The organism is Stenotrophomonas sp. PS02298 (assembly GCF_029959445.1).
GTDB lineage: Bacteria > Pseudomonadota > Gammaproteobacteria > Xanthomonadales > Xanthomonadaceae > Stenotrophomonas.
Genome location: NZ_JASCOR010000001.1, coordinates 38196 through 63786, shown reverse-complemented (window position 1 = coordinate 63786; position 25591 = coordinate 38196). Strand labels below are relative to the sequence as shown.

Below are 25591 nucleotides of genomic sequence, written 5' to 3'. Positions count from 1 at the left end.
GAGCCAACCTGATGAAGACCAAAGCGCTGCTGCTGATCGTACTGGCACCTGCCCTGCTCGCAGGCTGCGGCGGTAACCGTGGCGCATACAAGCAACCACCGGTTGAACCGGCGTTGGTGGAAGCCGCACAGGACGATCGCGGCATGTACCTTGGCCTGCTCAAACAGATGCAGCAGCAAGGTGCTTACTACGCCTCGTTGGCGCATATCGACGCCTTCCGGCAGCGCTTCGGCGACAGTCCGGAGCTGCGCATCCTGCAGGCCAACGCGCTGCGCGAAACCGGCGATGATGCAACCGCAACCGCCATTTACCGTGGTTTGACCAAAGGCGCACAAGCCGCGCCGGCCTGGCACGGGCTTGGGCTTATCGCAGCAGCCGCGCGTGACCATGCCGGTGCGCGACTTGCACTCGACAATGCAGTGCGTGCCGACCCACTGAATATCGCCTACCTCGGCGACCTGGGCTTCGCTCTGTTGCAGGCCGGTCAAGTCGAACCGGCACGGGCGCCTCTGGCCAAGGCCGCCGAACTGGGGCCGGACAATATCCGCGCCATCTCCAATCTGGCGCTGTGGGCATTGCTGTCAGGCCAGGCATCTTCCGCGGAAAGCATGATGCAGCGCGCGAATCTTCCGCCTGTAACCCGGAGCGAAATCTATCGCCTGGCGCGGACCCTTCGACAGCCCGTAGCAACGGCCATTCCCGCAGCAGCGGCAACAAGCAGTACGACTGCCTTGGCCGCGCAGCAGCCAGCAATCAGCGCAACGCATGCACCTGTCCCACCCGGTTCGATGCTTGATCGTTTCAGTCCCTCGTCGCCCACTTCGCAGGAGGTAACGCCGTGATCCGAACAGCGTCCATTGCCGCAGCAATGTTGCTGGGCACATTCTGCAGCTGCGCATTGGCCGCGGCCCAGCACGCGCCGTTGATCGAACGCATGGCAGACAACAGTGCTGCCGCAAACACAAACACGGTTACCGCGATTGACGCAGCAGCCGCTTCGACCGCAGCCACCACCGTATCGGCCACCTCCCTTGCCGAGCTGCCACGCTCACAGATCGGCGATACCACCCGCGCCCTGCTGCAACTACAGGCTGACAGCAACCGGCCCGGCACAGCGCTGCCGTTGCTCGGCGAAGCAGCAAGCCGCAGCTACCAGCGCTATCTCAACAGCTTTGATCACCCCATCCCCGAGTACTTCGAAGCAGCGCTTCCCAATCCCAAGCAAGGCGGCGGCAGCCGCTGAGGCCCACCATGGACAGCCCGCGCCCGTCTTCACTTCCACCGTCACGCGCGCTACGCGATCTCCCCAACACCGCGCGCCAACGCGGTGGCGCGGGCCTGCCGATGCTGCTGCTGCTGCTCGGACTGGTGGTGATACTTGGCCTGGTCGAGGTTGGCTACCTGTACTGGAGCAAGCGTGATGTGCAGAAGACCGCCGACCTGGCTGCGTTGGCGGGCGCGCAACGCCTCGAGCTTTGCACTACCGACTACAAGGACAATCTGGCCGCGCGCAACAACGCACTGACCGACAATCAGTTTGCCGGTCAACTGGCCATCAACTGTGGCTACTGGGGCGCAGAACTGGCGCCGGGCGCCCGCTTTGTCGGCGTTGCCAACAACCGTCCGTTGAATGCAGTACAGGTCACCGCCTCACGGCAGGCCGTGCCGCTGCTGGGCCAGCTCACCACCCTGCCGCGCATCAGCGCCACCGCCGTTGCCAAACGCACCTCCCCGCAGGCGGCTTTCAGCGTCGGCTCGCGGCTGCTCAACACCAACAGCAATGCACCGCTGCAGGGAATGCTGCGATTGGTGGGCGTCGATCTGACCCAGACCCAGATCGCCAGCTACCAAGGCCTGGCCAACCTCAAGATCACCCCCCGAGGACTGCTGCAGGCATTGGGCATCCAGGTAGCCACCGACATCAACGTCGGTGAATTGAACAGCCTGCTTGCCGCCAATCAGGTCTCCGTCGGCAGGCTGCTGGAAGTGATGGCCAGCTTGGCCAGCCAGCAGGGACTGGCCGGCGTCGACCTGCGCCTGCTGCAGCAGAAACTGCTTGGCGCCGGTATCAGCAATGCGCTGGTGCAGTTGGGCTCCACCGCCAGCAGCGCGGGCCTGTTCGCCAAGATCGCCGGCGGTAGCGAAGCGGCCAACGGCGCGCTGGATGTGGACCTCAATGCGCTCGACCTGCTCGGCACCAGCATCTCAATCGCCAATTCCAAACATGCCGTCGAAATTCCGCAGCTGGATGTCCTTGGCCTGCTCAAAGCCAAGGCCAGCATTGTCGAGCCTGCCTCGATCGGCATCGGCCCGGTCGGCACCACCGCCTACAACAGCCAGGTGCGGCTGTTCCTGGATATCGACTCGCAACGGATTCCCGCACTCGGCACGGTACTGAACTGGTTGGGCACGCGCATCAAGCTACCCACCTACATCGACGTGATCGACGGCTTCGGCCAGCTCACCGCCATCGATTGTTCAACCCAACCAGCGACGGCCAAGGTCGACGTCACCAGCGCCATCGCCAACGTCTGCATCGGCAAGGCCACCACACCATGGGACTCCACCCGTGAGCTGTGCCGCACCGGGCTGGGCAACGAAACCCTGGTCAGCCTGCTCGGCCGCGATGTACTCAACAAGAAAATTTCGCTGGAAGCACTGTCACAAAGCGATCAACTGACCTTGAGTGCAGGCCAGACCGGCACCGTCAAGCCCAATGACCTGAAGGTGGGCAAGCTGGTATCGGACCTCGTCGATGCCTTGCTCGGCACCGTGCAATCACTGTTCGCACCACAGGGAAACAGCAGCGATGCGGCCAAGGATCTGGCCGTGCAATATCTGGAAGCCACAAAGAAAAACGGCCTGTACCAGCCTGCTGTCGTGGTGCAGGCCCTGACCAACGGCAACAGCGATGCCAATCTCCCGGCACTTGGCAGTTGGACCACCGAAATCCCAACCTGCGACAGCTGGCTGCTGGGCTGCACGCCCAAGAAAGTGCAGGGCGACGTCTGGCAGGGCTTTCTCTACGAGACCACGATCAGCAAGCCCAGCGTGCTCGGCGGCCTGCTCGACGTACTCGGGCTGACATCCTGCCAGGGCCTGATCGCCGGCCTGGCCTTCAATGACTGCGTCAGCAATTCGCTGGCCAAGTACCTGCAGACCAAGCCCGGTGGCCTCAGCGGCAGCGGCGGTTACAACCCGGTGACCGGCAGCGGAAGCTGCGGCAGCGTGCTGTGCCTGTTGCTCAAACCCGTCATCGACAACACCTTGCGGCCGCTGCTCGATGGCGTCGGCAACCTGCTGTCAACGCTGCTGTCGGACGTTCTGGGCCTGCAGCTGGGCCGTACCGACGTGCACATGCAGTCGATCCAATGCGGCCGCAGCCAGCTGGTCGAATGAGCGCCTTCCCGAACAGTGCAGAGGCCCACGCCGCAATGCTTTCCAGCGCCAGATCGCGTGCTATGCTCGGCCACGAACAAGGCGCATTCATGAAATGCGACGGCCATCGCAATTCGGGGGAATTACGGGGACTTATGAGAAGGATCGAAATGCTTCCGAGCCGGTTTGGCTGTGCACTACTCCTGGTCATTGGCGTGCTCACGGCACCGGTCGCGATGGCTGGCCGTTGGCAGCGCGGTGAAGCCGAGGTACCGGCCGCCCCTGCCAACAGCGAAGACAGCGCGGTGGGGAATACCGTGGCCGAGCTGAAACGCTTGATGGGCAACCAGGAACTTACCGAGCTGCGCACCACCTACAACGGTAACTACGGTGCCAGCCTGCTGTTCCATGCCGATTCGCTGAACTACTACGTGGCGCTGTTCCACGAGAAGGAATTCTGGCGGGTTATCCGCACCGACTCCGTCGAGAACGCCGAGACGCTTTATCTCACCTTCGCCGACCAGACCAAGCAGCTGGCCCAGGTCTATCTGGACACGATCCGGTTGCAGGCCGGCAAGGCTTACAGCGAGAAACTGGTCGCCATGAATGAGCGACGCCTGCGCGGCCTGCAGCAGGAAGTGGAACAGCAACGCCAGCAGTCGCTGCAGGTCAGCAATGCCCTGCAGGAGCGCAAGCAGCAGGCGGTGGCGCTGAGCTCGGACCTGCGCGCCACCAACACCCAGCTGGAAGCCCTGAACCAGCAGATCAAGGCCTTGCAGGCGCAGCAGGTCAATCCCGAGTTGACCCTGCCCGCCACTCCCAGCGTCGCCCCGGCTACCGCGGCCACGCCGGTGATCCCCACCACCCAGGAGCCAGCCAGCCACCCCTGACGCCCAGGCTTCAGCGCGAAAAAAGGACGCCGCCTTCCCCAGGAAAGGCGGCGTTTTCGTAGTGCCGCGCCATGCTCGGCAAGGGCTTGCCCAGCAACACTTCAGCCCTGGACCATCCGCAGGAGCGGTGCACGCTGCCCTCGACCCTAAGCCAAGATGCCACCACGGCATCAGCCCGCGAAGAACATCCCCCTCCCCAACCCTCCCCTTCGCTGCGCGAAAGGGAGGAGGCAGAGCATGGTGCCGACCCGTGCGCGGCAAGCGATTGCCCTGCAAAGCCCCTGCCGAGCATGGCTTGCCACTACCTGGCATTGTCGGTAAAGCCTCTGCCGAGCATGGCTCGGCACTACGGCACTATCGGTCAAGCCCGGTGGCTTATGCCCTGCAGCCTGCCTCGCCTGGTATTTGCCGCACCAACCCCCACAGAGGTTGAGATCCCGCCCCGCCGTCGCCATAAAGGAAGCTCCTGACAGCAACGTAGCCAGCCATGAGCGATCTTCCCCACGTATTCGAGGCAACCACCGAAACCTTCGAGGCCGAAGTCCTGCAGAAATCGATGCAGACCCCGGTACTGGTCGATTTCTGGGCCACCTGGTGCGGGCCATGCAAGAGCCTTGGGCCGATCCTGGAGAAGCTCGCCGGCGAGTACAACGGTGCGTTCGAGCTGGCCAAGGTCGACGTCGACAAGGAGCAACAGGTTGCCGCCGCCTTCCAGATCCGCTCGGTGCCCACCGTTTTCCTGATCAAGGATGGGCAGATTGTCGATGGTTTCCCCGGCGCGATGCCGGAGGGCCAGCTGCGTGAATTCCTGACCCAGCACGGTGTAGTGCCCGCTGAAGCGGCTGCGGCCGTCGACGCTGAGATCCAGGCCTTGCCACTGGACCCGCAGGCCGAAGTCGCCGCATTGCGCGAGGCCATCGCCGCCGAGCCGGACAAGGCCGAGCTCAAGCTCGATCTGGCCCTGGCACTGCTCAAGACCGGTGCAACCGCCGAGGCTGGGCAGTTGCTGGACGGCCTGCCGGCCAACCTCGCCACCGACGACCGTGCCATCCGCGCGCGGGCGCGCCTGGACTTTGCCGCCGCCTTGCAGGACGCACCCGCCGCCGATCTACTGGCAACGCGCCTGCAGGCCGACGCGAACGACCTGGAAGCACGCTACCTGCTGGGCATCCAGCAGCTGTTGGCAGGCGAGGATGAAGCTGCGCTGGAGCAGTTCATCGAGATGCTGCGCATCGACCGCAGCTTCCGCGACAACCTGCCAAGGAAAGCACTGATCGACGCCTTCCGGGTGATCGAAGACGAAGACCTGGTGGGGCGCTACCGCCGCAAGATGTCTTCGCTACTGTTTTAACTTGGGGCCAGACAGTTCAATTTGCGTGTCAATTGCACGAAAATTGACACCCCATCGTGGATGATCCGGCCGTGGCCCTCACCACGGCGCCTTGGATCGCATGATGATGAAGTTGCAAGCAACACGATGTCAGCGTAACGGACACGCGTTTTTGGAGCCGAAGTGGCCGTGAGTAACATCGACGTTCGCCCCCCCTTGTCGCAGCTGCTGGTCGCTGCATTGCTGCTGTGTTGGGCAACACTGGCCAGCGCCCAGGACTGGAACTACCGCGCACGCCCCGGCGATACCCTGTGGGACCTGGGCGCACGCTACCTCAAGTCCGATGTGCAGTGGCAGCAGCTGCAGGCACATAACAGGATTGCCGATCCGTACCGGCTGGCACCCGGCCAGACCCTGCGCTTCCCTGTCGCATGGTTGCGCGTACAGCCGGCACCGGCCCGGGTGGTCGCATTGCGCGGACAGGTCCAGGTCAGCGATCCGGTCAACGGCACGCGCGCCTTGCAGGCCAACATGCTGCTGCCGATCGGCAGCCAGCTGCAGACCGGTGACGATGCCAGCGTCACCCTCAGCTTTGCCGACAATTCACGCCTGCAACTTCGCGAGAACTCGCTGCTGCAGCTGGACCAGCTCAGCAGCTATGGCGCCACCGGCATGGTGGATACCCGCATGCGCCTGCAGCGCGGACGCAGCAGCAACCAGGTGACGCCAGCACGCGGGCCGGCATCGCGCTACATCATCACCGCTCCGACCGCGACCAGCAGCGTGCGCGGCACCTTGTTCCGGGTAAACGCCGGCGACGAGGACAGTCCGGCAGCCACCGAGGTCGTCGAGGGTCGTGTGCAGGTGGGTAATCGCGCCGGCCAGCGACTGATTGGTGGTGGCCATGCAACCCTGATCCGCGCAGCGGGTATCGCGCCGGCACAGCCACAGCCGTTGCTGCCTGCCCCGCAGCTGCTTGAATCACAATTGCGGCTGCAGCCACTGCCGTTGCTGGCTGCCTGGCAACCACTGGATGCGGCCAAGGGCTACCGGGTAGAAGTAGTGCTGGCAGCGACACCGGACGTTGTTCTGTTCGCCCGCGAGCTGGCTGAACCGCAGATCCGTATCGACAGTTTGCCGCCAGGCCAGCTGCGTCTGCTGGTCCGCGCCATCGACGCCGACGGCGTCGAAGGCCTGGATGCCGAACATGATTTCTCGGTGCCGGAAGGCCTGCCCGCGCCGTTGACAATCGCGCCACTGCATGGACAGACCGTGCATCAGCTGCAGCCACGCTTCCAATGGGCCAAGGTTGCCGGCGCCACTGGCAGCGTGCTTCAGATCGCCGACAATCCGGACTTCCTGCACCCCTTGGTCGAACAACAGGCCAGCAACCAGCAGTTGCGCATCCGCAGCCCTCTGCCGGCGGGGAACTATTTCTGGCGACTGGCCTCAATCGATGCTGACAACACTCCCGGCCGCTACGGTCAGGCATTGCCGCTGCAACTCAGTGATGTGCCCGTTGCGACGCCATTGGACTCGACCAGGGGCCACAAGGGCCTGCTGACCCTGCGTTGGCCGGCCGACACCGCCGCCCAGTACTATCGCGTGCAGATCTCGCGCAAGGCAGACTTCTCCCGACTGCTGCTGGACGAACAAGTGGACACCCCCGAGATCGCATTCAAGCAACCCTGGCGTGGCGGCACCCTGCATGTGCGCGTGCAGAGCATCGAAGACGATGGCTATGCGAGCACCTTCTCCACGCCACAGCAGATCCAGCTGCCCTGCCGTCTCTGCTACGGCGTTGGCGCAGGCGCCTTGTTGCTGCTCGCCTTATGAGGCCGCTACGGCCGCGCTGGCAGGCAAGACTGCTGTTTGTACTCGGCTGCGCGCTGCTGGTCGGCTGGCTCAGCCATGCGCGGGTGTTCTGGCAACAGGATGTCGCCAGCTACGATCTATTGGTGGGCGACTGGGACTACCCGCCCGACCCCCGCCTGGCGATCATCGCCATCGATGACCGCAGCCTGCAGCAGCTTGGGCAATGGCCGTGGCCACGCAGCACCCATGCGCAGCTGTTGGATCGCCTGCACCAAGCCGGCGTGGAACGTGTTGCGCTGGACCTGATGCTCCCCGACGCCGACCGCAAGGATGCCAGCCAGGACAAGGCCTTGGCCGCCGCGATTCACCGCAACGGGCGGGTCGTGCTGCCGGTACTGGCCGCACCGGCCAGTGACGAAGCGGTACCCGAGGAACTGCTGCCCGTACCCGCCATTGCCAAAGCGGCAGCGACGCTCGCACACACCGATATCGAAGTCGATGGCGACGGTGTTGCACGCGGCGCCTACCTCAAGGCAGGTATCGGTTCGCCACATTGGCCCGCGTTGGGTGCCGCACTTGCCGGGATCAACGAGCCGCTGCCGGGCATGGCCGATCCTTCGCCGCAGACACTTTCCCCCTATCAATGGCATCGCGACCATTACGTGCGTCTGCGCTATGCCGGGCCGCCGGGCAGCTTTCCGCAGATGTCCTATGTCGACGTACTGGACGGCCGGATACCCGCCGACCTGCTGAAGGGCCGGCTGGTCATCGTCGGCATGACTGCCAGCGGCATCGCCCCACGCCTGCTCACCCCGACGTCACGCGACAATTGGATGAGCGGCAGCGAATATCAAGCCAATGTCGCCTCGATGCTGTTGGCCGGCAACGCCATTCGCCCGCTGCCACCGTTGCTGCAGACCGCAATCACCATGGCACTGGTGGCGCTGGGCGCGCTGGGCATCACTTCCGCCATCCGCCAACGCTGGCTGCTGGGCGCACTGGCCATCCCCGCTCCGATACTGCTGAGCCTGGCTCTGCTCCATGGCGCCAACCTGTGGTTCGCCCCCGTTGCGGCGACCGCGGGCTTCATCGGCATGTTGTTGTTCTGGACGCTATGGCAGATGCGTTACTGGCGCCACCAAGCCAACCGTGACCCGCTCACCGGCCTGGCCAACCGCATGCGCTTTGAAGAGACGCTGCGGCGGGAGACCGACGCCGCGCGCCGTAGCGGCCGCCCCTTGACCCTGCTGCTGATCGATGTCGATCACTTCAAGAGCTGCAACGACAGCCACGGGCATTACGTGGGCGATCGCCTGCTGCGTTACCTGGGCCGCACCATCGAGGACATGGCGCGGCGTCCGCGCGACCTTGCCGCGCGCTTCGGAGGTGACGAGTTCGCCCTGATCCTGCCCGACACCCCGCCGGCCGGTGCCGAGCAGCTGGTGCAGAGTTTGATCAACCGTGTACGCCAGCTCAGCATCCCGATCGACAAGGCCCAACACAGCAAGACCAGGGCCACCGTCACCATCGGCGTGTGCAGCGTGCTGCCCGGTCCCGACGATGGCCCTGCACGTCTGTTTGAAGCCGCCGACGCGGCCTTGTACCAGGCCAAGCAGGCTGGACGCGACGGTTACCGGATCGCCCCGCCCTGGCCGAACTGACCCTTTCCATACGCCTGCGAATGCTAGACTCCGATTCCCCTGTCAGTCCGCATCCGCAATGAAAGCCAGCCTGTTCCGTCGCGGCATCAACCTGTGGCCTCCGTTCCTGTTCGCCGGCATCCACGTCACCGCCATCAGCGCCGACTACCGCTACGTGCGGGTCGAGCTGCGGCAGCGGCCGTGGAACGTGAACTACGTGCGCACCCATTTCGGCGGCAGTCTGTTCGCCATGACCGACCCGTTCTGGATGTTGTGCCTGCTGCAGAACATGGGCAGCCGCTACTTCGTCTGGGACAAGGCCGGCACCATCGAGTTCCTCAAGCCCGGCCGTGGCGTGGTGTGGACCGAGTTCCGGCTCGATGACGCTACCCTGGACGAGGTCAAGGCTGCCACCGCCAATGGCGACAAGTACCTGCACTGGTTCGAGAACGACGTGCTCGATGCCAGCGGCGAAGTAGTAGCGCGCGTGCGCAAGCAGGTCTACGTGCGGCTCAAGCCGGAAGCTCGCGGCCAGGTCTGAATCACTGCCGGACGCGCGTTGCCGGCAGCGGCAGGCGCAAAGGTCCTTCACTGCCGGCCTTTGCGTACAGCTCAACCTGCAGGTTCCGGCCGTCATCGCTCAGGTGCAGCGGCCGTTCACCGTCACGCAGGTGTGCCGGCATCGCCGCCAGTGCTTCGGCAGCATCGGCATGTGGATTGGCGCGCAACCATAACAGTGCTTCGGCCAGGCGCAGGCTCGCACCGGCATCCTGCAGGCGCAGCGCGTAAGACCGGTAAGTAGGCGCTGCGATGTCACCCAGGACACAGCCAACCACATTGGCAACGCATTCAAACCGCCACGACGACGGCACCGGCGGCTCGATGAACAAGGCTCGATCAGCAACCAGCACCTGCGAGGCCGCATCGGTACACGCTCCCTGCATCGCCAACGCGGTGCGGGCCTTGCTTTTGTCAGGGTCCCAGACCAGCACGGCCAGCGGCTGCTCCATCCGCGACAGCCCTTCGGTAACAAGGCGGAACTCACCCCGCATGGCCGGACACAGGCTCAGTGCAGAGGTTGGCGGGGTGGTGAAAACGCCATCGCAGGAGGCGGGCAGCGGATGCTCAGCAGGCAGTTCGGCCAGCACCTGCGCCAGCACACCCACATTGCCGCGGACCATGGATGCACCAATAACCGCCGACATCAGCCCATCGCCATGCGTCATCAACATCTTCGCCGTGCGGGTGTCGTTGCACAGGCCTGCCAGCGCATCGGCGCTGCGCCCCTGCACATGCGCCAAGGCGTGTGCGGTCAGCGAGCGCTGCAGCAATGCCCAGTTCGGCATTGGGGCCCGCGCATCAGGCGTGAACGGATTCTGGTAATGGTCGTAAGCCGACAATGCCGCTATCCGCGTCAGCAACGCCTGCTGGCCGGACAACGCTGCTTCGGCCGAGGCAGGATCCGCACGCAACTGGGCAACGCAGTCGTCACTGCTCCAACGGCATGCGGGCTGCAGCGGCGGCGCGCTGACATAGCGCTCCTGCGCCGCGCGCAGCATCGTAGGCTGCACCTGGTCATCGGTCAGTGACTGCTTGGCCAGGGCTGCGACGCGCTGGCGGTCTTCTTCGATCAAGCCCGGCCGCTCTGCCGCCGGAACATCGTCGAAGTCCAGCAACCAGAGGGCCTCGAAGGCATTGCGACCGGCAAAGTGGACGGGTTGCTGCATCAGCACCAGCGCGTCGCGCTCCGCCTTGGGCACCGGCATCAATCGCGAACCACTCCACGCAGCAGCAACCACGAAGATGACCAGCAACATTCCCCCCAACACCCAACGCAGTCCTTTCAACACAGTGTTCCTCCCCCACGCATTCGTCCCTTAACCTCGGGAGGTTAACCGGCTGCGCCATCCCGCTACAATTCACGGATGTCGCCTGAAGCCGTCTCCCCCGCCCCCCGCCCCTCCCTGCAACGTCTTTTCCTCACCGGCCTGCTGACCCTGCTGCCGATCTGGTTGACCTGGGTGGTCGTCAAATTCGTGTTCGTCCTGCTCTCGGGCATCAGCAGCCCGTTGATCGTGCCGCTGTCCGAGCGCATTGCCGCCTTCTTCCCGGACTACCTGGGCTGGATCAAGGTCGAATGGATGCAGGACATCACCGCCCTGCTGGCGACCCTGCTGGTCATCCTGCTGGTCGGCATCCTCAGCCGCCGGGTCATCGGCCAACAGTTGCTGCGCTGGTTTGGCGCGGTGATCCGACGCATCCCCTTGGCCAGCATCATCTATGACAGCGCCAAGAAGCTGCTGGACATCCTGCAGACCAAACCGGGCAGCACCCAGCGCGTGGTGCTGATCGACTTCCCGCACCGCGACATGAAGTCCATCGGTCTGGTCACCCGGGTGCTCAAGGAGCAGGGCACCGGCCGCGAACTGGCCGCTGTGTATGTGCCCACCACCCCCAACCCGACCTCCGGCTACCTGGAAATCGTCCCGGTGGAGTTGCTCACCCCCACCGACTGGACCGTGGACCAGGCCATGAGCTTCATCATTTCCGGCGGTGCGGTCGCCCCGGACAGCGTGCCATTCACCCGCTCCGCCGACCGCTGAGTCCTCTCCCATGCCTTGCGGCAGGCACCGCAAGGCATGGGATATAACCGGACCTGTATCACCGGTGCGTGTTCATCCGCGCCACGGCTGGCCGTCACCGCTGATATCGGGCAAGCTCCCGGGTCGATGTATTTGCGGAACACCTGATGCCTTACAGCCCGTTGCGCCTGCTTGCGCTTGCTATTGCCTCGATCATGACGCTCTCCGTTGCGGCCCCTGCCGACGCGGCCAAGAAGAAAACCCAGCGCCAGTCAGCGCCGCAGAGCCGCGCCGCCAAGCCCCGCACCACGCCGCGCCCGGCCCCGCGCCGACCGGCCGCAGTGCCGCTGCCGATCAAGCAGGACAACGCGGCCAAGCTCAACCGCATCTACGACGAATACTGGGATGCCTCGATGCGGCTGAACCCGCTGCAGGCTACCTTCCAGGGCGATCCCCGCTACAACGACCAACTGCCCAACTTCCTGTCCGCGGCCTCGCGCCAGCAGTCGCACGATTTCATGGTCGAGTGGCTTGGCAAGGTCCAGGCCGTCGGCCCCACCGGCCTGCAGGGCCAGGACCTGTTGAGCTATGAGATCTTCGTGCGCGACGCGCAGGTCTCGCTGGCCGGCGAGCAGTACCCGACCTGGATGCTGCCGATCAACCAGTACTACAACCTGTCCAGCATCATCGCGGTGCTGGGCTCGGGCGCTGGCGCACAGCCGTTCCGCACGGTCAAGGATTATGAAAACTGGTCCAAGCGCTCACTCGGCATTCCGGCCCTGTTCGACCAGGCCATCGCCAACATGCGCGAAGGCAAGGCCGCCGGCGTGGTGCAGCCGCGCGCACTGATGGAGAAAGTGCTGCCGCAGCTGGATGCGGTGATCAAACCCACTGCGGAGGAGAGCCTGTTCTGGGGGCCGATCCGCAACATGCCGGAGGACTTTTCCGCCGAGGACAAGGCCAGGCTTACTGCCGAGTACAAGCGCATGATCGAGAACCGGATCATGCCGGCCTATCGTTCATTGCGCGGCTTCATCGCCACCGACTACATGGCCGCTGCACGCAGCACCGATGGCATGGCAGCCCTGCCCAATGGCAGCGCCTGGTATGCACACAATGTTGCCAGCAGCACCTCGCCGGCACGCACACCGGCCGAGATCCACGCACTGGGCGAACAGGAGGTCAAGGACCTGCAGGCACGCATCGATGCGGTGATGAAGCAGGCCAGGATCCGCGGCTCGCAGCAGAAGGCTTTCAACGCGATGCGCAACGACCGCCAGTTCGTGTTCCGCGATGCCAATGCCCTGCTTGCGCACTATGCCGAGACCGGTGTGCGGGTGAATGCCGCCGTGCCAGCACTGTTCAACGAGCGGCCCAAGGCCAGCCTGGAAATCAAAGCCGTGGAGGCCGAGCGCGCCGCCACCTCCAGCGCCGCCAGCTACCAGCCGGGCAGCGCCGATGGCCAACAACCCGGCGTGCTCTACGTCAATACCAGCGACCTGCCCTCACGCAAACGCTGGGCAGTGACCATGCAATACCTGCACGAAGCCATTCCCGGTCATCACTACCAGTTGGGCGCACAACAGGAACTGGCCGCCTTGCCACGCTTCCGCCGCCTGGGGGGCGATGTTGCCTATGTCGAAGGCTGGGGCCTGTATGCCGAGTCACTGGGCCAGGAACTGGGCCTGTACAACGACCCCTACGACCAGCTCGGCTATCTGCAGACCACCTTGCTGCGCACCGTGCGGCTGGTCGCCGACACTGGCCTGAATGCGGCCGGCTGGAGCCGCCAGCAGGCCACTGAGTACATGGTCAAGAACGCCGATATCCCGGCCGGCGATGCCGCCTCCGAGGTCGAACGCTTCATGGCCTTGCCCGGCCAGACCTTGGCCTACCGCGTAGGCGAGATCAAGATCCGCCTGCTGCGTGACAAGGCCAAAGCCGAACTCGGTGATCGCTTCGACCCGCGCGAGTTCCATCATGAAATCCTCAAGGACGGTTCCATGCCGCTGGAGATCCTTGAAGCCAAGATCGACCGTTGGATCGCCAGCAAGAAAGCCTGATCACCTACCCAGGAGCCACCATGCCACGCTGGAAACCTCGACTCGCCCTGCTCTGCCTGTTCGCGTGCTCCAGCCTGGCCGCTGCTGCCCCCTTGGCTCCGCCTGATGCGGGCATCGATGGCTTGATGCAGCGCTACGACGGCCAGGTGCCCGGCGCTTCGGTACTGGTATTGAAGGATGGCCAGCCCGCGTTCCGCCGTAGCTACGGGCTGGCCGTGGTCGAAGACGGCACTGCGGTTACTCCAGCCAGCAATTTCCGCCTGGCCTCGGTCAGCAAGCAGTTCACCGCCGCGGCAATCCTGCTGCTGGCCGAAGACGGCAAGCTGGGCATCGACGATCCGCTGAAGAAATGGCTGCCCAGCCTGCCCGCCATTGCCGACACGATGACGCTACGGCAGTTGCTCAGCCATACCAGTGGCTTACTTGACTACGAGGAGCTGATGGACCCGGCCGACACCCGCCAGGTCCATGACGCCGACGTGCTGCAGTTGCTGCAGAAAGAGAACCGGACGTACTTCACGCCGGGCAGTGACTACCGCTACAGCAATAGCGGCTATGCCTTGCTGGCGCTGGTGGTGGGCAAGGCCTCGGGCAGCGACTTCGCCAGCTTCCTGCGCCAGCGCATCTTCGTGCCGCTGGGCATGAGCAACACCTACGCGCATCAGGACGGCGTCGATGAGGTACCCAATCGCGCCTATGGCTACAGCCAGATCGATGGCCGCTGGCAGCGTACCGACCAGAGCACCACCAGCGCCGTACTCGGCGATGGCGGCATCTATTCCTCAATCGACGACCTGGCCAAGTGGGATGCGGCGTTGTACGACGAGCGTCTGCTGAAAGCGACGTCGCTGAAGCTGGTCTTCAGCCCGGCAACGAAAACCACTGAACCCGATGTGCCGTTCTATGGCTTCGGTTGGCGCATCAATGGGGATGCCCTGTGGCATAGCGGCGAGAGCATCGGCTTCCGCAATGTCATCGTGCGTTATCCCAGGCAGAAGCTGACGGTGATCGTATTGAGCAACCGCAACGAACCCGAGCCTTATGCACTGGCCATCAACATCGCCCGCCGCTGGCTGGATGCTGCGCGATGAGTCTGCTTGGCATCCATCATGTTGCAGTGATCGCAGCCGACTACGCGCGTTCGCGTGACTTCTATGTGCGCATTCTCGGCCTGGAGGTTATCGCCGAGAACTACCGCAGCGAGCGTGACTCCTGGAAGCTCGACCTGCGCCTGCCCGATGGCAGCCAGCTCGAGTTGTTTTCCTTCCCGAACCCACCCGCACGCCCCAGCCGCCCGGAAGCCCGCGGACTGCGCCACCTCGCCTTCCGGGTTGCAGCCCTGGACGAGGTGGTCACCCATCTGCAAAGCGAAGGCGTGGCCTGCGAGCCGATACGCGTGGACGAGTTCACCGGCAGCCGCTTCACCTTCTTCGCCGACCCCGACGACTTGCCGCTGGAACTCTACGAGACGCCAGCACGGTAGTGCCGAGCGACGCTCGGCAGAGGCTTTCCCGGCGAAAAGCAGCCCCACCCCAACCCCTCTCCCGCCAGCGGGAGAGGGGCAGAAACAAGCGATGCCGTTATCCCGTAGTGCCGAGCCATGCTCGGCAGGAGCTTTCCTGGCAACACATCCGCGCAACGGATTGCAGGAACGGCGTAAGCCACGAAGCCAAAGCAAGATCAACAGCGATAGAGCCAACCCCTCCCCAACCCTCCCCTGCGCCTACGGCGCAAGGGAGGGAGCGTAGAACCAAGCTCGGCGGACGCATTCCCAGCAACACATCAGCGCCTCAGATTGTGGGAGCGGCGTAAGCCGCGAAGCTCGTACATCGCCAGATTGTGGATTGCGATCTCCGCCAGCATCGCCAGCTTCGCTGGCTTACGCCATTCCCACACTTGGTTTGGTCACATTCCGACCGTCACCACGTCCCTGGTCCTAATGACTTCCGGCGCATTGCCGTAATCCCGGCTGTAGCTGAATGTGACAGCCATCATCCAAGGAGAGGTTCGGTCCCCATGCTGCAGATCCGTGGTTTGTCGAAAACCTACGCCAATGGCGTACACGCACTGAAAAATGTCGATCTCGACATCCCCCGCGGCATGTTCGGGCTGCTCGGCCCCAATGGCGCCGGCAAATCCTCCCTGATGCGTACCCTGGCCACGCTTCAGGAAGCCGACACCGGCAGCGCCACCTTGACCACCGCCGATGGCGCCAGCATCGACATCCTGCGCGACAAGGACGCACTGCGTCGCAAGCTTGGCTACCTGCCGCAGGATTTCGGCGTCTACCCGAAGGTCAGCGCACTGGATCTGCTCGACCATTTCGCCGTGCTCAAGGGCCTGACGGCGCGCAAGCAGCGCAAGGAAGTGGTCGAAGCGCTGCTGCAGCAGGTCAACCTGTGGGATGCACGCAAGCGCAAACTCGGCACCTACTCCGGCGGCATGCGCCAGCGTTTCGGCATCGCCCAGGCGCTGCTGGGCAATCCGCAGCTGGTGATCGTCGATGAGCCTACCGCCGGCCTCGACCCGGAGGAACGCAACCGCTTCCTCAACCTGCTGGCCGAGATCGGCGAGAACGTAGCGGTGATCCTGTCCACGCACATCGTCGAGGACGTCACCGACCTGTGCCCGACCATGGCCATCATGAACAAGGGCGAGGTGCTGCTGACCGGGCGCCCTGCTGATGCCATCAATGCCCTGCAGGCGCAGGTCTGGCGCAAGCAGGTAGCGAAGACCGCGCTGCCTGAGTACGAAAGCCGTTTCACCGTGCTGTCGACGCGACTGGTTGGCGGCCACCCGGTGATCCACGTATTCGCCGACAACTGCCCTGAAGCAGGCTTCGAACCGGTAGCGCCGGGTCTCGAGGACGTCTACTTCCAGCGCCTGCGCCTGCAGGCGCAGGCTGCCTGACGGAGACGACCATGACCCTCGCCTTCCTGCGCTTCGAGCTACGCGAGCAGCTGCGTTCTCCCTTGTTGTGGCTGCTTGCGGTGCTGTTCGCCCTGCTCGCCTTCGGTGCCGCCTCCAGCGACGCCGTCCAGATCGGCGGCGGCATCGGCAATGTGCACCGCAATGCACCGTCGGTGATCGCCAGCTTCATGACCTCCTTCACCCTGCTCGGGCTGCTGGTGGTTACCTTGTTCGTCAGCAACGCATTGCTGCGCGACTTCGAACTCGGCACCTCGGAACTGGTGTTCTCCAGCCCGATCAAACGCCGCGACTACCTGCTTGGGCGGCTTGGCGCGGCCCTGCTGGCCAGCCTGCTGATGTACGTGATCATCGGCATCGGGTTGTTCATCGCCCAGTTCATGCCGTGGATCGATGCCGCCCGGTTGGGGCCAGTGTCACTGCGGCCCTACCTATGGTCGTTCGCCTTCATGGTGCTGCCGAACGTGCTGTTCACCACCGCCCTGCTGTCCGTGCTGGCGGTTACCACCCGCAACATCCTGTGGGTCTATATCGGCGTCATCGTGTTCTTCGTGCTGTACGGCGTCAGCCGCGCCCTGCTGGCCGACATCGACAACATGCGCATCGCCTCGCTGCTCGATCCACTGGGCATGCGTGCGATGAGCCATGCAACGCGCTACTGGTCGGCCGAAGAGCGCAACACCGGCCTGCCCGCGTTCACCGGCTACCTGCTGGAGAACCGCATGCTGTGGCTGGCGGTGACCGGCGCCCTGTTCGCTGCGACGTTCGCCCTGTTCCGCACCGAGCGCAGCGGTACCGGCCGCAAGCCGGGCAAGAAGGTGGCCAGCGTCGCTACCACCGACGGCAAACGCAGCAATGTGGTTGCACCCAAGGTCACTCCCAGCTTCAACGCTGCAACCGGTTGGCGACAGCTGCTGCGTCAGGTCGGCTTCGATGCGCTGGGCGTGTTCCGCAGTGCACCGTTCCTGGTGTTGCTGGTACTGGGCATGGCCAACTTCATTCCCAGCGCCCTGCACCGTCAGACCATGTACGGCACACCCAGCTGGCCAGTGACCTCGCAGATGCTGGAAGCGCTGCAGGGTAGCTACAGCTTCCTGTTGATCATCATCGTGTTGTTCTATGCCGGCGAGCTGGTCTGGCGGGAACGCAGCGCGCGCATCGCCGGCATCAGCGATGCCATGCCTGTACCGAACTGGGTGCCGCTGCTGGGCAAGTTCCTCACCCTGATCGCGGTGGTGGTCGCGTTCCAGGCCATCGGCGGCCTTACCGCCATCGCCATCCAGCTGAGCAAGGGCTACACCCAGATCGAACCCTTGCTGTACGTCAAGACGCTGGCCTTGAACTCGGTGGTCTACATCCTGATGGGCGGCATGGCGTTGGTGCTGCAGGTGCTGAGCAACAACAAGTTCATGGGTTACGCGCTGCTGATCCTGCTGCTGATCGGGCAGTCGGTGCTGGGCATGCTCGACTACACCCAGAACCTGTACAACTTCGGCAGCTGGCCGAATGCGCCGTACTCGGACATGAATGGCTACGGTCACTTCCTGACCGGGCAACTGGCCTTCCAAGGCTACTGGGTGCTGTTCCTGCTGGTGTTGCTGCTGCTGTGCGCCGCCCTGTGGGTGCGTGGCGTGGACTCGGGCTGGCGGCAGCGCCTGCGCCTGGCCAGGCAGCGCCTGCGCGGCCCGTTGGGTGCAGGCCTGGCGGCGGCGGTGCTGGCCTCCATCGCCTGCGGCGGCTGGCTGTACTGGAACACCAACATCCGCAATGAATTTTTCTCGCCGGACCAGCAGCTCGACCTCCAGGCCCGCTACGAACGCGACTACCGCAAGTACAAGGACCTGCCGCAGCCGCGCATCATCGCCATCGACAACAACGTCGACCTGCACCCGGAAACCCAGTCCGTGCGCATCGACGGCGTCTACCGCGTGCGCAATACCCATGCGACCGCCATCCCCGACATCCACGTCACGATGGGCGATGACAAGACCCTGGCCAGCATCGAAATGGGCGGCGCCAAGCTCACCACCCACGATGAGGAACTGGGCTACCGCATCTACCACCTGGACGCACCGATGGCGCCGGGCGAGGAACGCGACATCCGCTTCACCGTCGACATCCATCCCAACGGCATCACTTCCGACCAGGCACAGACCCAGATCGTCGACAACGGCAGCTTCTTCAACAGCCGTGTACTGCCGGCCTTTGGTTATGACAGCGGCGCGGAGATCAGCGACCGCAACGAACGCCGCAAGCGTGACCTCGGTGAACCGACGCGCATGCCCAAGCTGGAGGATGAGGCCGCGCGTGCCAATACCTACATCTCCAACGACTCGGACTGGCTGGATTTCCGCAGTACCGTCTGCACCGCACCGGACCAGATCGCCTTGGCACCGGGCTATCTGCAGAAGGAGTTCGAACGTGATGGCCGCCGCTGCTTCAGCTACGCCATGGACCGGCCGATGCTGAACTTCTACGCCTATCTGTCGGCACGCTGGCAGGTGAAGAAGGCCACGTACAAGAACATTCCGATCGAGATCTATTACGACGCCAAGCATCCGTACAACGTGGACCGGATGATCGAAGGTGTGCAGAAGTCACTGACTTATTACGAGGCCAACTTCAGCCCGTACCAGCACAAGCAGGTGCGCATCATCGAATTCCCCGGCTACCAATCCTTCGCGCAGAGCTTTGCCAACACCATCCCGTACTCCGAGTCGATCGGCTTCATCGCCGACCTGCGTGACAAGGATGATGTCGACTACGTGTTCTATGTCACCGCACATGAAGTGGCGCACCAGTGGTGGGCACACCAGGTGATCGGCGCCAACGTGCAAGGCGCCACGGTGCTGTCCGAATCGCTGTCGCAATACTCTGCGTTGATGGTGATGGAGAAGGAATACGGACGCGGCCACATGCGCCAGTTCCTGAAGGATGAGCTGGACAGGTATCTATCTGGCCGCGGTGGCGAAGATGTCGAAGAACTGCCGCTGTACCGGGTGGAGAACCAGCAGTACATCCATTACCAGAAGGGTTCGCTGGTGTTCTATCGCCTGCGTGAGGAAATGGGCGAGGACGCGTTGAACCGCGCCCTGTCCCGCTTCATCCAGGCCAAGGCCTTCCAGCAACCGCCGTATACCACCTCGGCCGAACTGCTGGAGTTCATCCGCGCCGAAGCCAAGCCCGAGCAGCAGGGTCTGATCACCGACCTGTTCGAGAAGATCAGCTTCTACGACAACCGCGTGGTCGAGGCCAACGCCAAGAAGCGGGCGGACGGCCGCTACGACGTGACCCTGCAGCTGCATGCGGACAAGCGCTATGCCGACGGCATGGGCAAGGAGACCGCAGGCACGCTGGACGACTGGATCGAGGTCGGTGTGTTCGCCAAAGGCGCGTCTGGCAAGGAACGCGATGAAAAGGTGCTGTACCTGCAGCGCCACCACATCACCGCCGCTGCCCCGAGCATCACCGTTACCGTCGACCAGAAGCCCGATGAGGCCGGCTTCGACCCGTACAACAAGCTGATCGACCGGGTTTCCGCCGACAACCGCAAGCGAGTGACGGTGCAGTAAGCGAGATGCGAGCGATGCCCGGCTTAAGCCCCTCTCCCGCTGGCGGGGGGAAGGAGGGGCGTTTACGAACCGCTGGTTCGTGCCCATTCTGAACGGCCTTGCGCTGGCGCAAGGACTGGGGCGCGGAGCGGGGGTTGGGGTAAGGGCAGCTTTTGAAGCATTGCCGGGAAAGCCCCTGCCGAGCATGGCTCGGCACTACAAGCCTCGCCTTGCTTGAAGCCCCTCTCCCGCTGGCGGGAGAGGGGTTGGGGTGAGGGCAGCTTTTGAGGCATCGCCGGGAAAGCCCCTGCCGAGCATGGCTCGGCACTACAAGTCTCGCCTTGCTTGAAGCCCCTCTCCCGCTGGCGGGAGAGGGGTTGGGGTGAGGGCAGCTTTTGAGGCATTGCCGGGAAAGCCCCTGCCGAGCATGGCTCGGCACTACAAGCCTCGCCTTGCTTGAAGCCCCTCTCCCGCTGGCGGGAGAGGGGTTGGGGTGAGGGCAGCTTTTGAGGCAATACCGGGAAAGCCCCTGCCGAGCATGGCTCGGCACTACAAGTCTCGCGTTGCTTGAAGCCCCTCTCCCGCTGGCGGGAGAGGGGTTGGGGTGAGGGCAGCTTTTGAGGCATTGCCGGGAAAGCCCCTGCCGAGCATGGCTCGGCACTACATCCTCCAAAATCTGCTGCACTGCGGATTCCGTACGGGACCGAATGCGGTTACATTCGGCCCGTAACAGCGCCGCCGGCAGCTGACCAAACCCACCCTGGGAGGGGACTCATGCGTACGACTTTCAAAACCCTGTTGCTGGCCCTGCCGCTGCTGGCTGCCGGCTTCTCCGCCAGCGCCAGTGACAGCGCAGCCGGCCGCTGGCGCACCATCGATGACGAAACCGGCCGGGTGAAGTCCATCGTCGAGATCAGCCAAGCCGCCAATGGCACCCTCAGCGGCAAGGTACTGCAGGTATTGCAGTCCGAGCAGGGCCCGCATCCGGTCTGCAACAAATGTGAAGGAACCAACAAGGGCAAGCCGATCGAAGGCATGACCATCCTCTGGAACGTCCGCCCGGACGGCGCCAACAAGTGGGCCAACGGCACCATCCTGGACCCGGCCAAGGGCAAGACCTACAGCTCCAAGGTCGCCTTGGTGGACAACGGCCGCAAGCTGGACGTGTCCGGCTGCATCGCCTTCATCTGCCGCACCCAGACCTGGCTGCGCGACCAGTAAGCCGCTCAAAGCCCCTCTCCCTCCGGGAGAGGGGTTGGGGTGAGGGCAAGCTTCTAGCTGAGCAAAGTCAAAGCCCCCCTCATCCGCCCCTTCGGGGCACCTTCTCCCGTAGACGGGAGATGGGAAGGCCCAGGTTTCGCTCCCTGTCTGGCGAGCCCCCAGCCCCGGTCCCCCGGGGCTGCTTCTTTCCGGCCATGCGATAATCCCCGGTCCCCTGCCGCAAATCATCGCCATGACCCGCAACGCCCTAGTCACCAATGCCCTGCCCTACGCCAACGGCCCGCTGCACCTCGGCCACCTGGTGGGTTACATCCAAGCCGACATCTGGGTGCGTGCGCGGCGAATGATGGGCGAGAAGGTCTGGTACGTCTGTGCCGATGACACCCACGGCACGCCGATCATGCTGGCCGCGGAGAAGGCCGGGGTGACCCCGGAAACCTTCATCGCCAACATCCAGGCAGGCCATGAGCGCGATTTCGCAGCCTTTGGCGTGGATTTCGACCACTACGACTCGACCAACTCGGCCACCAACCGCGAGCTGACCGAGGCGCTGTACGCCAAACTCGACGCCGCTGGCCATATCAGCCGCCGTTCGGTGGCGCAGTTCTACGACCCGGCCAAGGGCATGTTCCTGCCCGACCGCTACATCAAGGGCACCTGCCCGAACTGCAAGTCGCCCGACCAATACGGCGACAACTGCGAAGTCTGTGGCGCCACCTACGGCCCGACCGACCTGATCGAGCCGAAGTCGGTGGTGTCCGGCGCCACCCCGGAAATGCGCGATTCGGAGCATTACTTCTTCGAAGTCGGCCGTTTCCAGGAGTTCCTGCGCGAATGGCTGGCCGGCGATGTGGCCCTGCCGGGCGTGAAGGCCAAGCTCGCCGAGTGGCTGGATGCCGAGGGCGGCCTGCGCGCGTGGGACATCTCGCGTGATGCGCCCTACTTCGGTTTCGAGATCCCCGGCGCACCGGGCAAGTATTTCTACGTGTGGCTGGATGCGCCGATCGGCTACCTGTCCAGTTTCAAGAACCTGTGCGCCAAGACCGGCGACGACTTCGACGCCGTGCTCGCCGCCGACAGCAACACCGAGCTGCACCACTTCCTCGGCAAGGACATCGTCAACTTCCACGGCCTGTTCTGGCCGGCGGTGCTGAAGGGCAGCGGCCTGCGCACGCCGACCAAGCTGCACGTCAACGGCTACCTGACCGTGGACGGCGCCAAGATGAGCAAGTCGCGCGGCACCTTCATCATGGCCCGCACCTATCTGGATGCCGGTTTGGCGCCGGAAGCGCTGCGCTATTACTTCGCCGCCAAGTCCTCCGGCGGCGTCGACGATCTCGATCTGAACCTGAGCGACTTCACCGCCCGCGTGAACGCCGATCTGGTCGGCAAATTCGTCAACCTGGCCAGCCGCTGCGCCGGTTTCATCGCCAAGCGCTTCGACGGCAAGCTGGCCGACGCGCTGCCGGACCAGGCCCAGTACGACCGTTTCATCGCTGCGCTGGCACCGATTCGTGACGCCTACGAGCGCAACGACGCGGCCGCCGCCATCCGCCTGACCATGGCGCTGGCCGATGAAGCCAACAAGTACATCGACGACACCAAACCGTGGGTGATTGCCAAGCAGGAAGGCGCCGACGCCGAACTGCAGGCGGTCTGCACCCAGGGCCTGAACCTGTTCCGCGTGCTGGTCACCGCGCTCAAGCCGGTGCTACCGGCCACGGCGCTGCAGGCCGAGAGCTTCCTCAACGCCCCGGTCCACGGCTGGGACGACATCACCACCCCGCTGACCGCACACAGCATTGCCGCCTACGTGGCGCTGTTCACCCGTATCGACCCCAAGATGATTGACGCAATGACCGACGCCTCCAAGGACACCCTCACCGCCCAGCCTGCAGCAGAAGCCAAGCCGGCCAAGGCTGAAAAGCCCGCCAAGGTTGAAGTGAAGACCGAAGCCAAGGCCGACGGTGAAGCTTCCGCGTACATCGGCATCGACGATTTCGCCAAGCTCGACCTGCGCATCGGCAAGGTGCTGGAGTGCGGCTTCGTCGAAGGCTCGGACAAGCTGCTGCGCTTCCTGCTGGATGCCGGCGACCTTGGCCAGCGGCAGATCTTCTCTGGCATCCGCGGCAGCTATGCCGACCCGGAAGCGCTGGTCGGCCGCAACGTGGTGTTCATCGCCAACCTGGCCCCGCGCAAGATGCGCTTCGGCCTGAGCGAAGGCATGATCCTGTCGGCCGGTTTCGACGGCGGCGCGCTGGCGCTGCTGGATGCCGACGGCGGTGCATTGCCGGGCATGCCGGTACGTTGATGGCAACGGGTGCGCCCCTGGGCGCACCCTTCCCGAACGGAGTGGACCATGCAGCTAGCCCTCTTCGACTTCGACCACACCATCACCGTCTGTGACACCTACAGCCGGTTCCTGCGCCGCGTGGCAACGCCGGAGCAGCGCGCGCAGGGATGGTGGCGGGTTGGGCCGTGGGTGCTGGCCTACCGGCTGAAATTGATCTCGGCCGAACGCGTCCGCCGCCGTGTCACCGCGCAGGTGTTTACTGGCCGCCATGCCGGTGAGATCACCCAGATGGCACGCGACTATGCACGCGAGCAGCTGCCGGAGATGGTGCGGCCGGAAATGCTGGAGCAGATCCAGTGGCACAAGACGCAGGGCCATACCGTGGTGGTCGTGTCCGGCTCGCTCGACCTGTACCTGCAGCACTGGTGCGAACGGCAGGACCTACACATGATCTGCAATCGGCTCGAGGTGCAGGACAACCGCTTCACCGGCCGCTACGCCGAGGGCGACTGCGGCGCGCGCAAGGTCGCCTTGATACGCAAGCGTTTCGATCTGGGCAGCTACCAACGTATCCACGCCTACGGCGACAGCAGCGAAGACAAAGCCATGCTGGCGCTGGCGCACGAGCGTTGGTATCGCGGCAAATGCCTTTCCTGAGCCCTGCTCCTTCCGGGACAGGGCTTGGGGTGAGGGCGAACAGCAGGACTCCCCAATGATTACCCAACCCACATCCGACGCTGCGCGCCACCTTCTCTTGCAGGGAGAAGGAAGGGCTGCGCTGGTCGAACGCCTCGACCGGCTGCTGCCGCAGACCCAATGCGGTCAATGCGGCTATGACGGCTGCCGCCCTTATGCCGAAGCCATGGCCGCTGGCAATGCCGGAATTGATCACTGCCCGCCGGGTGGCGACGCTGGCGCGCGCGCACTGGCTCATCTGCTGGGTGTTCCGGCCCTTCCCTACGACCGCAGCCGTGGCGAGCACAAACTGGCGCAGGTCGCGGTGATCGTCGAAGCCGACTGCATCGGCTGCACCAAGTGCATCCAGGCCTGCCCGGTCGACGCCATCGTCGGCGGTGCCAAATACATGCATACCGTGCTGACCGACCTGTGCACCGGATGCGAGCTGTGCATCCCGCCCTGCCCGGTGGATTGCATCGAGCTGCAGGCTGTCGCGCCCCCTGCTGTTGTAGGAGCGGCGTAAGCCGCGAAACTCGTACAGACCCAGCAGATAGCAATTCCGATATCTGGCATCAAACCGAACAAGCGCAACTGTTCCGGATCATGTTGAACGCTGCGACTCAAGCATTGCCAGCTTCGCGGCTTACGCCGCTCCCACAAATCGATTGAGGGTTGTGGCCTCAATACTCATCATCTTCGCCTTTCGGCGCCAGCGGCGGCACGGTGTACTGCCGTCCATACGCCTGGCAATCCGCAATCACGGCCTCCGCATCGGCTCGCACTATCGCGCGCGTGCCCAGCGGATACCGGTTGTCCTCGACCAGATCCGTGCGCAGGTCGGTAACCGGTGAGAACGAGGCCGATACCGCGTAGCGCTCCTCCGAAGTAGCCAGCGCATCACCGCCCCACCAGCGGATCAACCAGTGCGCGTTGTCCCAGATCAGCACCGTTTCCACCGTGCCGCGGTCGAGCAGGTAACCAACCGCGCAGAAGCGGTTGGGGACGCTGCGGTCACCATGGCGCCGTACCGTGTTGCGCAGCTCCGCCTCGATCAGCTTGAACTGCGGGTACTCCAAGGGCTCGATGCGCTGCACCGGCGCTTGCGCGTAGATCAGCTTCGACAGCGGCGCCTGTGCTGCCACCGACACACTGGCGGCCATGCCTGCCAGAACACAACACAGCGCGGACAACAGACGGCTTTTCATCCTTTCCCTTGCCTCCC

20 protein-coding genes are annotated in these 25591 nt (G+C 64.2%); 18 read left to right on the top strand and 2 right to left on the bottom strand.

The window, feature by feature from the left end:
* Nucleotides 1-11 precede the first annotated feature (11 nt).
* The 8 genes from QMX78_RS00305 (at nucleotide 12) to QMX78_RS00270 (ending at nucleotide 9594) form a co-directional block, all read left to right on the top strand.
* Entirely contained in the window at nucleotides 12-842 is an 831-nt protein-coding gene (locus QMX78_RS00305) for a Flp pilus assembly protein TadD (protein ID WP_282265464.1), read from the top strand.
* Nucleotides 839-1243 carry a DUF3613 domain-containing protein gene (locus QMX78_RS00300; RefSeq protein ID WP_282265463.1) on the top strand — a complete coding sequence of 135 codons (405 nt, stop codon included), beginning with the start codon at nucleotides 839-841 and terminating at the stop codon, nucleotides 1241-1243. The genes QMX78_RS00305 and QMX78_RS00300 overlap by 4 nt, the downstream gene beginning before the upstream one ends.
* Nucleotides 1244-1251: 8 nt before the next feature.
* Nucleotides 1252-3399, top strand: coding sequence for a TadG family pilus assembly protein (locus tag QMX78_RS00295; protein WP_282265462.1), 2148 nt, complete (start codon nucleotides 1252-1254; stop codon nucleotides 3397-3399).
* 134 nt (nucleotides 3400-3533) lie between these two features.
* Complete coding sequence (locus tag QMX78_RS00290) at nucleotides 3534-4268, top strand: DUF2968 domain-containing protein (protein ID WP_282265461.1); 735 nt, start codon at nucleotides 3534-3536, stop codon at nucleotides 4266-4268.
* A gap of 487 nt (nucleotides 4269-4755) precedes the next feature.
* On the top strand, nucleotides 4756-5619 hold the full coding sequence (gene trxA, locus QMX78_RS00285) for a thioredoxin (RefSeq protein ID WP_282265460.1): 864 nt from the start codon (nucleotides 4756-4758) through the stop codon (nucleotides 5617-5619).
* Between the two features lie 168 nt (nucleotides 5620-5787).
* Complete coding sequence (locus QMX78_RS00280) at nucleotides 5788-7434, top strand: FecR domain-containing protein (protein WP_282265459.1); 1647 nt, start codon at nucleotides 5788-5790, stop codon at nucleotides 7432-7434.
* Entirely contained in the window at nucleotides 7431-9074 is a 1644-nt protein-coding gene (locus QMX78_RS00275) for a CHASE2 domain-containing protein (RefSeq protein ID WP_282265457.1), read from the top strand. Before QMX78_RS00280 ends, QMX78_RS00275 begins: the two co-directional genes overlap by 4 nt.
* A gap of 58 nt (nucleotides 9075-9132) precedes the next feature.
* Nucleotides 9133-9594 carry a DUF4442 domain-containing protein gene (locus tag QMX78_RS00270; protein WP_282265453.1) on the top strand — a complete coding sequence of 154 codons (462 nt, stop codon included), beginning with the start codon at nucleotides 9133-9135 and terminating at the stop codon, nucleotides 9592-9594.
* A 1-nt stretch (nucleotide 9595) separates the two neighbouring features.
* On the opposite strand, the gene QMX78_RS00265 is transcribed toward QMX78_RS00270, so the two are convergent.
* A complete protein-coding gene (locus QMX78_RS00265; RefSeq protein ID WP_282265451.1) occupies nucleotides 9596-10900 on the bottom strand; it encodes a hypothetical protein in 1305 nt (434 codons plus the stop codon).
* Nucleotides 10901-10978: 78 nt separating this feature from the next.
* Here QMX78_RS00265 and QMX78_RS00260 point away from each other — a divergent pair, with 78 nt between their 5' ends.
* The 10 genes from QMX78_RS00260 to rnfB all read left to right on the top strand — a co-directional run bounded on the left by QMX78_RS00260 (nucleotide 10979) and on the right by rnfB (nucleotide 24892).
* A complete protein-coding gene (locus tag QMX78_RS00260) occupies nucleotides 10979-11656 on the top strand; it encodes a DUF502 domain-containing protein (protein ID WP_282265449.1) in 678 nt (225 codons plus the stop codon).
* Between the two features lie 146 nt (nucleotides 11657-11802).
* A complete protein-coding gene (locus QMX78_RS00255) occupies nucleotides 11803-13698 on the top strand; it encodes a DUF885 family protein (RefSeq protein WP_282265447.1) in 1896 nt (631 codons plus the stop codon).
* 20 nt (nucleotides 13699-13718) lie between these two features.
* A complete protein-coding gene (locus QMX78_RS00250) occupies nucleotides 13719-14789 on the top strand; it encodes a serine hydrolase domain-containing protein (protein WP_282265445.1) in 1071 nt (356 codons plus the stop codon).
* Complete coding sequence (locus QMX78_RS00245; protein WP_282265443.1) at nucleotides 14786-15181, top strand: VOC family protein; 396 nt, start codon at nucleotides 14786-14788, stop codon at nucleotides 15179-15181. Before QMX78_RS00250 ends, QMX78_RS00245 begins: the two co-directional genes overlap by 4 nt.
* Before the next feature lie 533 nt (nucleotides 15182-15714).
* Nucleotides 15715-16608, top strand: a complete 894-nt coding sequence (locus tag QMX78_RS00240) for an ABC transporter ATP-binding protein (protein ID WP_282265441.1) — start codon at nucleotides 15715-15717, stop codon at nucleotides 16606-16608.
* Between the two features lie 11 nt (nucleotides 16609-16619).
* Entirely contained in the window at nucleotides 16620-20198 is a 3579-nt protein-coding gene (locus QMX78_RS00235) for a M1 family aminopeptidase (protein ID WP_282265439.1), read from the top strand.
* Nucleotides 20199-20951: 753 nt separating this feature from the next.
* The gene (locus QMX78_RS00230) at nucleotides 20952-21398 is read left to right on the top strand and encodes a DUF2147 domain-containing protein (RefSeq protein ID WP_282265437.1); all 447 of its coding nucleotides are present in this window, start codon (nucleotides 20952-20954) and stop codon (nucleotides 21396-21398) included.
* A gap of 232 nt (nucleotides 21399-21630) precedes the next feature.
* Nucleotides 21631-23709: a methionine--tRNA ligase gene (metG, locus tag QMX78_RS00225; RefSeq protein WP_282265435.1), complete on the top strand. Its 2079-nt coding sequence runs from the start codon at nucleotides 21631-21633 to the stop codon at nucleotides 23707-23709.
* Nucleotides 23710-23757: 48 nt separating this feature from the next.
* Nucleotides 23758-24348, top strand: a complete 591-nt coding sequence (locus QMX78_RS00220) for an HAD family hydrolase (RefSeq protein WP_282265433.1) — start codon at nucleotides 23758-23760, stop codon at nucleotides 24346-24348.
* A 55-nt stretch (nucleotides 24349-24403) separates the two neighbouring features.
* Nucleotides 24404-24892, top strand: coding sequence for an Rnf electron transport complex subunit RnfB (gene rnfB, locus QMX78_RS00215; protein WP_282265431.1), 489 nt, complete (start codon nucleotides 24404-24406; stop codon nucleotides 24890-24892).
* Nucleotides 24893-25049: 157 nt separating this feature from the next.
* Here rnfB and QMX78_RS00210 read toward each other — a convergent pair whose 3' ends face one another.
* Nucleotides 25050-25574, bottom strand: a complete 525-nt coding sequence (locus tag QMX78_RS00210) for a hypothetical protein (RefSeq protein WP_282265429.1) — start codon at nucleotides 25572-25574, stop codon at nucleotides 25050-25052.
* Between the last annotated feature and the right edge of the window lie 17 nt (nucleotides 25575-25591).